Genomic DNA, 9,530 nt, shown 5'->3' on the forward strand with positions numbered 1-9,530 from the left:
GCGCGCAGTGCCGTCACCAAGTCGGGACGGGTCAGCATCGCGAGCGACGTGTTGCCGATGAGCGCGGTCGTCGTCTCGTTGCCCGCGACGAAGCACATGATGCACAGCACGACGATCTCGTCGACAGTCAGCTTATCGGTATCCGTTGACGCAGAGAGCATTCGACTGATCAAATCTGTGCCGGGGTGGTCGCGGCGCTCGAAGACCACGTGCTGCAAGGCCAGGGTGAACGCGTCGACGACGGAGTGGACGCGGTCGAGATCCTTCGCTGTCATCAACGTCGGCTCGAGAAGGAAGCGTATGTCGTGCGTCCAACGGCCGATATCCGGTCGCATCGACGCAGGCAGATTCATCCAGTCAGAGATCACCGTGATGGGAAGGAGAGTTGCATAGTCCGCGATCACGTCGACAGCTGCGCAGGTGCGCAGTGCATTCTGCAGCAGAGTCTCCGAGGTCATGCGTACGTGCTCGCGCAAGGACGCGATCGCGCTGCCCCCGAAAATTCGATTCGCTAGCTCACGCAGTCTCCTGTGTTCTGGGTCGTCGGTGAAAACCAGTGATTTCGTCCCCATTCGGCGGACGGCAACGGCGTCCTCCCGTCCGTACCGAGCTGTTTGCGCCGAGACCAACTCAGGGATCAACGCAGCGCTGAACATGTCGTCGCGCAGCACGTGTCGAACGTCCGAGTGTCGGGTGAGCACCCACATCCCGAGCGTTCGGTGAACCGGGGACTGTGTGCGTAGCTGGTCGTAGCAGGGGTACGGGTTTCTTCGGAAGGCCGGGGAGAATGGGTTGAATCGGACTGTGTCTGCTCGGGTAACGGAGGTCATCGTCGGCTTCCGAAATGGCTGACGTATGGACGCAATACGATGCGCAGCAGCCCGATCTTCCCCATTCTGAATCCCAGCGCCGACATCTTCAGGTACCGCTCGTACCGTTGCACGATGTCGTCGCCGACCAGTTCGACGGCGCGCGGCCGCTGGGCGCGAAGTCGAGATGCCCACTCCTCGCAGGTCCACGCGTAGTCGGCCCGGTCGTTGCGCAGGCTGACGATCTCGAAGATTCCTTCGGCGGCGGAGGTGATCTCGACGAGCGTCGGTAGGTCGGCGTCGGGAAATATGTCGTTGTTGATGAATGCGTTCGCGTCCGACGGTGACATGTTGGCGTAGGCGATGGTCTGCAGTGACAGCGCTCCTCCGTCGGCGAGCCACCCGGCGCATCGGGTGAAGAACTCTCGATAGACGGCAATCTTGTCGGCAGGCGAATCGGTCGGCCGGGCGAAGTGCTCGAATGCGCCGATCGACACGATGGCGTCTACCCGTTCCTCCGGCTGGTAGTCGATCCAGTTCTCGGTTCGTACCTCGACGCCGGGAAGAGAGCGGCCCCGAATGTAGTGTGCTTGCTCGTCACTCAGCGTGAGACCGGTGCAGCGATCGACATGATGGCCGAGCGATGCACGCTCGAGTATCGCGCCCCATCCGCAGCCGATATCGAGAAGACTGCGGGCTTCGTCAGCGTCGACAGCGTCCAGATGCCACCTCAGCTTGCGATCCTGAGCTTGTTCCAGCGTGTCCCCAGGTTCTCGAAGAGCGCACGAGTAGGTCAACGACGGGTCGAGCCACAGCCGGTAGAAATCGTTGCCGACGTCGTAGTGGTATTTGATGGCGTCTGCGGTCTCCACGTCAGCTCGATTGCTCGTACAGGTACTGTGCGACCGCGCCCAGGGTCGGATTCTCGAACAATGCCTCGGGTGGAAGGTCTATGCCGTAACGAGATTCGATCTCGATCAGCAGCGCGACGGCGTGGGCAGAGTCGATCCCCAGACGGTCGAACGTCGCGTCGAGTGCAATCGAGTCTGCGGGTACGTCCAACAGTCCTGCGACGTAGTCTTGGCACCACTGCGCGATGGACTGCTGGTCGAGTATGTCGGTCATGGCTGTGCTCCTGAGAGTGTCTGGTGGCGCCTGCGTTTGGAATGTCGACGCTCGCGGGTCGGGATCCCGACGTCGTGGGCCGCGCCGACAAGGGACAAGAACTTGATCAACCAGTACCCGGGGTCGAGGCGGTACCAATTGAGTCCGAACGACGCGGAGTCAGGGAAAGCATGGTGGTTGTTGTGCCAGGACTCTCCGAACGTCACCAGGGCCAAAACCCCTGCATTGCGGCTGTTCTCGCGCGATTCGTATGGACGCGTTCCGAACATGTGCAGGAAGGAGTTGATCGCCCAGACGATGTGTTCGAGGACGAACATCCGGACGAACCCGCCCCACAGGAGCCCGCTCACCGCGCCCTGCCAGCTCATGTGAGCGATCCCGCCGATGGCCGCCGGAATCACCAATCCGAGGACCACCCAGAAGTGGTAGCGGCGTGAGATACGCATGACGACAGGATTCTTCAGAAGGTCGGGTGCGTAGTGAACGATGTTCGGGTAGTCGTGCCGACGCATCCAGAGAAAGTGTGAGTGGGCAAGTCCGCGAATCCGTCCGCGAATGCCCGATCCATCGAGGTTCGGCGAATGAGGATCTCCCTCACGGTCGCTGCACTCGTGGTGCCGACGATGCAGCGCAACCCAGGAGACGACTGGACCCTGGCCGGCCATCGAGCCTGCAACAGCGAGAACCGCGTATACCCACGTGCTCGCTTTGTAGCTGCGGTGCGTGAACAACCGATGGTATCCGGCGGTGATACCTAGCCCGGTGACCAGCCACATAGAGAAGAACAACACGAGTTCGGTGAGGCCGAACGGCTGGACGGCAAGGAATCCAACAGCGGCGACGGTACCGACGATCGGGAGGATATCGAAGAGGATGAAGTGGCGACGCTGAAGGCGGTGGAGATACGAGTTACTGACCGTCTTGCGCCGAGGAGCGGGTGGCCGTTCGCCCTGTAGTTCAGTCATGTCCAGCCTTGGGTCATGTCGAGGTGCCGTCCTGAATCAACGGGTGGTGGTCGGTAGCGACCCCAACCGTAGGAGCGGAGGGCGTTGCCTTCACCTCCGCGGAACGAAGCCGATCGAGGGATCGGATGTCGCGATTGCCATCGATGCCGGTTGACTGTCCGCGTCAGGCACGGCGAGCCCCTTCTGTAGCGTTGCTGCCGTGAACTCATCCCGCATGTCGATGTCCGGTGTCCTGGTAGCCAGTGCTGCGTCGCTCGTTCTTGCTCTCACAGCGTGTGGATCCGAGTCCGAGACGCCGACGTCCGGATCGGCTGCTGAAACAACGTCTGCGACCACTACCTGTCCCACCGCTGTTCCGGACAATGACGGTGAGGCCGAGTGGACGCTCTCCGGTACGACCGGCAGCGTCTCGGTCACCGGTTCCACGGAGTCGTCGGCACCGCTCATCGATGTCGAGGCACCGTTTGCGGTGACGGAGACGCAGGTGGAGACTCTGCAGGCCGGTACGGGTGAGGTTGTGGCGGACGACGCGGAGGTCTCGGTCTGCTACATGGGCGTCAACGGTCGTGACGGGTCTGTGTTCGACAGCAGCTACGAGCGTGGCGCTCCCGCCGAATTCCCGCTCGATGGAGTCGTGTCAGGCTTCCAGAAGGCAATCGCGGGCCAGACGGTCGGGTCGACTGTCGCCGTCGCAATGAACTCGGCGGATGGGTACCCCGACGGTCAACCGCGTGCAGGCATCGAAGCGGGAGACAGCCTCGTCTTCGCGATCAAGATTCTCGGCGTCACGGGATAAGTTTCGCACGATAGGGCCGACTGGCCACTGGGGCTCCGCCCCAGTGGCGCGGTTAAGTGCACGGCAATGCACTTATTCGTGCCACTGGGCGCGGAGCGCCCCAAACTATCCGTCTGCAACAACTTTGGCTGTCCGGTGCACGAACTCACCACCCGTATGTGGGCCTCATACCTGATAGTCGGTGCTGTGCGCCAGTTCGCGGCCAGCTTCGAAATCTGCACGCAGGCTTTCGAGCTTGGCGGTGGCGTAGGCGTACGAATCCGAACCGAGAAGCTGATGCAGCGGCCCGTCGCCCTTCACAGCCATGTCGATGATCGCGGAGGCTCCCTTTGTCGGATCACCGAGTTGGCTGCCGTGGAGAGCGAGATGGGTGCGAGTCGTCTCATGGATAGGGACGTACGCCTCGTTCACGGTCTCGGGCATCGCCAGCGAATCGGCGGTCAGGAAGTCTGTTCGGAAGTAGCCCGGTTCCACGACGCTGACCTTGACGCCGAATTGTGAAACTTCCTGCGCAAGAGCCTCACTGAGGCCTTCCAGCGCGAACTTCGTTGCGTTGTACAGTCCCCAGCCCGGACCGGCTACGAGACCGAAAACCGAAGACAGGTTGATGATGTGGCCGTTGGCCTGCGTGCGAAGTATCGGCAGAGTGGCGCGCAAGACGTTCCACACCCCGAAGATATGAATGTCGAACATCGCTCGGGCCTCGATGTCGGTGGTGTCTTCGACGGATCCGATGAGTCCGTAGCCAGCGTTGTTGACCACCACGTCGAGCCCGCCGAAGCGTTCGACTGTCTCGTCGACAGCGCTCGAGACCGAACCACTGTCGACCAGGTCGACGTCGACGATCGACAGTCGCTGCGTGTCCACCTCGCCCAGCGCCGCGGTGAGGCGCCCCGGTGAGCGGGTCGTCGCTGTCACATTGTCGCCGCGCTCCAGAAGCTGCTTGACGAGCTCGAGACCGAGACCTCGCGACGTTCCGGTGACGAACCAGGTTGCAGGTGTGGCGGTGGGGTAGGGCATGGGGAGACTCCTCGTGCGATCAGGTCGGGACTTTCCTCGACCACTCGATCGTGAGCCAGAACTACCGTCGAAAATTGGCCATAGCGCACCCTCTTCGTCCTCGGAGTTGCGTGACTAGGACTGAGCGGGCCAGGCACGACTGCCGCAATTCTGAGATGCTTCGAAGATGCCAGACGTCAACCAGGAGTTGGCCGACTACCTCAAGCGCGCTCGAGCGGGCTGTGACCCGTCGCGTTCCGGTCTGCCCCAGGACGGCAGAGTGCGGCGAGTTCCGGGCTTGCGTCGTGAGGAAGTCGCGCTCCTTGCCGGGGTGTCCACCGACTACTACACCCGTTTGGAACAAGGGCGACGAATAACGCCGTCGTCGGGAGTCCTCGACGCCATTGCTCGAGCGCTCGGTCTTGGGGAGGCAGGGCGAGTGCATCTGGGCAATCTTGTCGGGGCCACGTCCAACGGCCATGCACGGTCGCGGCCGGTCCAGCGGGTACGGCCGGGTCTGCGGCAGCTTGTCGACTCACTCGACGGTCAGCCGGCGTTGATACTCGGACGACGGTCCGACGTCCTTGCAAGCAATCGAATGGCGAACGCGTTGTTCGCCGACTTCGAGTCGATGCGTCCGAGCGAACGCAACTATGCGCGGTGGATGTTCGTCGCGGACGACGCTCGCCAGTTGTTCGTCGACTGGGACATTCACGCGCGTGCAGCGGTCGAGAGTCTCAGGTTCGACGTCGGAAATTACCCCGACGACAAGGGAATCAAGAATCTGATCGACGAGCTCACCAGTCATAGCACTGAATTCCGACGCTGGTGGAGTGAAAACCGAGTGTATCAGCGGACGTTCGGCTCGAAGCGACTCCGACATCCATTGGTGGGGGAGTTGACCGTCAGCTACGAAACGCTCACCATGCCCGGTGATCCCAGTCAAACGTTGTTCGTCTACACGACCGAGGTCGGTACCGCCTCCCATCAGGCCATGAACACCCTTTCCAGCTGGTCACTCACCAGTCCGACAGTCGAGTTGGGCTCTGCCCCTGATGATTCAACTCGACAGCGCTGGTAGCCAGGCACCGTGTAGCCCAGCCGGAACTCGGATCGGCAGCTCGATCGTCGCAAGTGGACCGTCCGCTGGATCGTCGGAGTCGAGAACGTAGAACCGCGACTTCATGTCGGCGGGATCGGTGCCGATCGCTCCCCAATAGTCGTGCTGTTCACCGGGAATGTAAATGGGTTCGCCGAGGGCGACTCCCGGAGTCCACACGTCGTCGCGGCCGGTGTGTACGTCGTGGAACCACAGAGACTCGAGGACGTCGTGATCCTCGTCCGCCCGTCCGACGGTAGCAATGCGGCGGTTGTCGCGAGTCAGCAACCGATCGTCGACTCGCGGGAACTCGATGCCTGTCCGTTCGCTGATCTGTGTGCGCGTGATCGAACCCGTCGACGGACTGCAGAGCGCTCGCATCAACGTCGAGTGGTTGGGTACCGAGGTCTGCGCGAATCCCATCGGGTAGAGATGCTCGACGTAGTCGACGGTCACCGTGCCGTCCGGATTGTCGAAGGCATTGGCGAAGTGCCACACCCAGAACGTGTCGGTGTCGATCCATCGGACAGCACCGCCGTCACGCGGGATCAGCGCGATGCGGGTGCCGTCCTCCGGGTGCCAGGCCAGCAGACTGCCACCGGTCATGGCTGCCGCGAGGTCGAAGGCCAACGGATTGACGAAGAGCACGATGTACTTTTCGGTCAGAGCCATGTCGTGAATCATCATCGGCTTGTCCAGACCCGGTACTGGCGTCGGTGCGCGCAGGGCGCTCCCGTCTGCTCCTACGACGGACCAGGTCAGGTACGGCGCTTCGAGGCTGTAATTGAACAGCACCATCTCACCGGTATGCGGGTCGATCTTCGGGTGCGCGGTGCTTCCGACGCGCATCGCGCCGTCGCAGTCCTCCTGGCCCAGAGTTTTCAATTGAGCACGGTCGAGCAGGTAGGGCTTGTCGCCCTCGGCCATGGCCATGAGCTTGCCCGCATGTTCGACGATGTTGATGTCGGGGAGTTGGCGGGTGGTTCCGGCGAGTGCGTCGCCGACTACCGACGCGGGCGGTGTGTAACCGTCCATCACGCCGGACCAGATAGCCTCGCCGCGTTGTTCTTCCAGTTCGACCATCGGTGTGCGAACGAACCGATTGCTGTACGACGCCTGACCCCAGGCGATACTGATGCGGTGGACCATCCCGTCACCGTCCAGGGGAAAGACGAATGAGCCGATCGGGTCGAATCGCGGGTTGGGACCGTTGCGGAGATAGCTGCCGTTCAGGTCGTCGGGCAAGTCGCCGACGATCTTCAGGTCTGCGACGTCCACTTCCTCACGCTGTGGGGCGAAGACGCCAGTCAAGTGGGCATGGTGGGCAACATCGACCGGCAGCGGCCGGTGCGGATCGGCAGTGACGGTCATGGTGTCCTCGGTAGTCAGCGAATGATGTCGTGGCGGATCAAGTGTTGCAGCACAGCCCTATAGAAGTCGTGCGCTCTAGGTAGCGAGGGCGCGAAACTGGATCGGATCGTGCGCACAGAATACGCGCGGACCACCGGGCGTTGCGGCCAGATCGGCGAGTCGACGTTGATTGGTTCGGAGTAGCTTCAGATCGTCGGCAAACAGAGCCTCGGCCACGGAGATCGATCTCCCGGATCGCTCTTCGGTGACTGCACGGCGGTGGTGGAACGCATCGCCGGCGTGCAGAAGCCATCCGTACTCCGGGTCACGGATGGCGACAGCGCTATGACCTGCCGTATGTCCGGGCATGGGAATCATCCACACCGAGTCGTGCAGTTGGTGCCCGGCCATCCCGAACAGTTCACCGGAACTTTCGACATAGCCAGCTGATCGGTGTTCGATCGCGGCGAGATGCGCTGGGCGATAACGCACTTTGGCCGGTAGGCCCGATCGAGTCCGCGCCGTTGCCAGTTCGACGGCGGTCGCATGGACGGTCGCCGACGGGAAGTCGACCGCGCCGCCCGCGTGGTCGAGATCCAGGTGTGTCAACACGACGTCTGTGACGTCGTTTGCCGTCCATCCACACTTTTCGAGCTGGTCGAGCGCGGTCTCGGCGCTGTCGAGGGCAGGGAGGAGGAGACGGAAGCCTGCGCCGAGTCGGGAGGTGGCGTGCGCGACGTCGTCCGTACCCAGACCGCTGTCGACGAGTACGACGCCGTGTTCGAATTCGCACACCAACACGTGACTCACCAGCGCAGGTCCGCCGATCCGCGCCCGGAACGTTCCGCAGTTGATGTGGCGAACCCGGACCAAAGAACCCAGCGATTGCATGGACCTCATCATTCCATCGGTGACCATGTGCATTCACTCTTCCCGCGATCCGTTCGCGGGAAACCAGGACGCCGCTCAGCCGTCGACGGGCCGGAGAAGCGCGACGTCGGACACGAGCCTGATGTGCTCGGCCATGGCTCTGCCCGCGGCCATCGGATCCTGTTGTCGCACAGCCTCGGCGATTCTTCGGTGACCTTCGAGTGAAGCCTTCGGGCGATCGGACTGCGAGAGCGATTCGATGCGAGTTTCGCGAATGAGTCCGGCAATTTCGCCCATGAGTCTGGCGAGTAGGGGAGAATGCGCAGCTTCGGTGATCGCGCGGTGGAACAGCTCGTCTCCCGATACGCCGCGTTCCCCCTCGGTGATCTCCGAGGCCATGACCGTCAATGCGTGATCGATCGCAGCCATTTCGTTGTCGCTTCGTCGGGTTGCGGCGAGTTCGGCAAGTTTGACCTCGAGAGCCTCACGAGCCTCGATCACTTCGGGTAGTCGGTCGGCGTGTTCGCGCAGAGCTCGGATGGCCATATCGCCGACGGGGCGACGGATCAGGACGGCACCGTCCCCGTGCCGGACGGACAAGATCCCCTGAACTTCGAGGGCCACTAGCGCCTGGCTCAGAGATGCGCGACTGACGCCGAGCTGCGCGGCGAGTTCTCGTTCAGGTGGCAGCCGCTCGCCGAGCTGCATATCCCGGTTCACGATGTGTTCACACAGCTGTTCGACGATCACCTCGTACAGCCGTGGTCGGGTCACCGGGCGGATTTGCTCAGCCACTGTGTCACTCGCTCTCTGTTCCTCTGGACCTTCCACCTTAACGGCCTTGGGTCGAGTAATTGGCGACACATTGCATCTTGACAAGTGATCCACTTCACTGGTTGAGTCGCTAATGACTCAGTGGCCAGTCCAATTAGCCACTGAAGATCCCGGGCAACCGCCTGGGTGACACCAAGACGGACCGGAGACCTTCGATGTCGACCGAGTTGATACCAATCCTTGCGCTCGTCGTCATGTTCCTCGCCGCAACCGTGTTCCCTGTGAACATGGGCGCGTTGGGGTTCGTGGCGGCGTTCTTCGTCGGAACTCTTGCCGTGGGCATGGGAACTGACGAAATTATCGGCGGCTTCCCGAGCGGCCTGTTCCTGACGCTGGTCGGAATTACCTACCTCTTCGCGATAGCCCAGAACAACGGCACTGTGGATCTACTGGTCCGCGGTGCCGTCCGCCTGGTCGGTGGCAGAGTTGCACTCATTCCTTGGGTGATGTTCGGCATCACCGGTGTTCTCACCTCGATCGGGGCGCTCGGACCGGCCGCCGTCGCCATCGTCGCGCCGATTGCCCTGGGCTTCGCTGCCCGATACAAGATCAATGCCCTGCTCATGGGCATGATGGTGATTCATGGCGCGCAGGCAGGCGGTTTCTCGCCGATCAGCATCTACGGGGTAACCGTCAATGGCATCGCGGCCGACGCCGGCCTCACCAACAGCCCGCTCACACTC

At 62.2% G+C, this 9,530-nt stretch carries 11 protein-coding genes; 3 read left to right on the top strand and 8 right to left on the bottom strand.

Annotation, left to right across the window (positions count from 1 at the left end):
- From A2J03_RS23635 to A2J03_RS23650, 4 genes are all read right to left on the bottom strand, one after another.
- The coding region (locus A2J03_RS23635) for a cytochrome P450 (RefSeq protein WP_156520557.1) at positions 1-830 on the bottom strand (830 nt) is incomplete at its 3' end.
- Positions 827-1,681, bottom strand: coding sequence for an SAM-dependent methyltransferase (locus A2J03_RS23640; RefSeq protein ID WP_068378859.1), 855 nt, complete (start codon positions 1,679-1,681; stop codon positions 827-829). The genes A2J03_RS23635 and A2J03_RS23640, both read right to left, overlap by 4 nt.
- 1 nt (position 1,682) lies before the next feature.
- The gene (locus A2J03_RS23645; protein WP_068378863.1) at positions 1,683-1,934 is read right to left on the bottom strand and encodes an acyl carrier protein; all 252 of its coding nucleotides are present in this window, start codon (positions 1,932-1,934) and stop codon (positions 1,683-1,685) included.
- Entirely contained in the window at positions 1,931-2,899 is a 969-nt protein-coding gene (locus tag A2J03_RS23650) for an acyl-CoA desaturase (RefSeq protein ID WP_068378866.1), read from the bottom strand. The genes A2J03_RS23645 and A2J03_RS23650 overlap by 4 nt, the downstream gene beginning before the upstream one ends.
- Before the next feature lie 220 nt (positions 2,900-3,119).
- On the opposite strand from A2J03_RS23650, the gene A2J03_RS23655 reads away from it, so the two are divergent.
- A complete protein-coding gene (locus tag A2J03_RS23655; RefSeq protein ID WP_082898054.1) occupies positions 3,120-3,695 on the top strand; it encodes an FKBP-type peptidyl-prolyl cis-trans isomerase in 576 nt (191 codons plus the stop codon).
- A gap of 165 nt (positions 3,696-3,860) precedes the next feature.
- Here the strand turns inward: A2J03_RS23655 and A2J03_RS23660 are convergent, their stop codons facing one another.
- Positions 3,861-4,715: an SDR family NAD(P)-dependent oxidoreductase gene (locus tag A2J03_RS23660; RefSeq protein WP_068378872.1), complete on the bottom strand. Its 855-nt coding sequence runs from the start codon at positions 4,713-4,715 to the stop codon at positions 3,861-3,863.
- Positions 4,716-4,881: 166 nt separating this feature from the next.
- Between A2J03_RS23660 and A2J03_RS23665 the strand changes: the two genes are divergently transcribed.
- A complete protein-coding gene (locus A2J03_RS23665) occupies positions 4,882-5,775 on the top strand; it encodes a helix-turn-helix domain-containing protein (protein WP_068378876.1) in 894 nt (297 codons plus the stop codon).
- Here A2J03_RS23665 and A2J03_RS23670 read toward each other — a convergent pair.
- The 3 genes from A2J03_RS23670 to A2J03_RS23680 all read right to left on the bottom strand — a co-directional run bounded on the left by A2J03_RS23670 (position 5,755) and on the right by A2J03_RS23680 (position 8,808).
- The gene (locus tag A2J03_RS23670) at positions 5,755-7,164 is read right to left on the bottom strand and encodes a carotenoid oxygenase family protein (protein ID WP_068378878.1); all 1,410 of its coding nucleotides are present in this window, start codon (positions 7,162-7,164) and stop codon (positions 5,755-5,757) included. The two genes, A2J03_RS23665 and A2J03_RS23670, sit on opposite strands and share 21 nt — an antisense overlap.
- A gap of 75 nt (positions 7,165-7,239) precedes the next feature.
- A complete protein-coding gene (locus A2J03_RS23675; RefSeq protein ID WP_197480934.1) occupies positions 7,240-8,061 on the bottom strand; it encodes an MBL fold metallo-hydrolase in 822 nt (273 codons plus the stop codon).
- Positions 8,062-8,109: 48 nt separating this feature from the next.
- Positions 8,110-8,808: a FadR/GntR family transcriptional regulator gene (locus A2J03_RS23680; protein WP_068378882.1), complete on the bottom strand. Its 699-nt coding sequence runs from the start codon at positions 8,806-8,808 to the stop codon at positions 8,110-8,112.
- Positions 8,809-9,002: 194 nt separating this feature from the next.
- Between A2J03_RS23680 and A2J03_RS23685 the strand changes: the two genes are divergently transcribed.
- Positions 9,003-9,530 (top strand): SLC13 family permease (locus A2J03_RS23685; protein WP_269455240.1); only part of this gene is annotated, 528 nt, incomplete at its 3' end.

The organism is Rhodococcus sp. EPR-157, assembly GCF_001647195.1.
Classification (GTDB): Bacteria; Actinomycetota; Actinomycetes; order Mycobacteriales; family Mycobacteriaceae; genus Rhodococcoides.

Excerpts from the sequence above, each read along its gene's own strand:
- A2J03_RS23645 (WP_068378863.1), bottom strand. The coding sequence starts at position 1,934 with ATGACCGACATACTCGACCAGCAGTCCATCGCGCAGTGGTGCCAAGAC.
- A2J03_RS23650 (WP_068378866.1), bottom strand. The coding sequence starts at position 2,899 with ATGACTGAACTACAGGGCGAACGGCCACCCGCTCCTCGGCGCAAGACG.
- A2J03_RS23655 (WP_082898054.1), top strand. The coding sequence starts at position 3,120 with ATGTCCGGTGTCCTGGTAGCCAGTGCTGCGTCGCTCGTTCTTGCTCTC.
- A2J03_RS23660 (WP_068378872.1), bottom strand. The coding sequence starts at position 4,715 with ATGCCCTACCCCACCGCCACACCTGCAACCTGGTTCGTCACCGGAACG.
- A2J03_RS23665 (WP_068378876.1), top strand. The coding sequence starts at position 4,882 with ATGCCAGACGTCAACCAGGAGTTGGCCGACTACCTCAAGCGCGCTCGA.
- A2J03_RS23670 (WP_068378878.1), bottom strand. The coding sequence starts at position 7,164 with ATGACCGTCACTGCCGATCCGCACCGGCCGCTGCCGGTCGATGTTGCC.
- A2J03_RS23675 (WP_197480934.1), bottom strand. The coding sequence starts at position 8,061 with ATGGTCACCGATGGAATGATGAGGTCCATGCAATCGCTGGGTTCTTTG.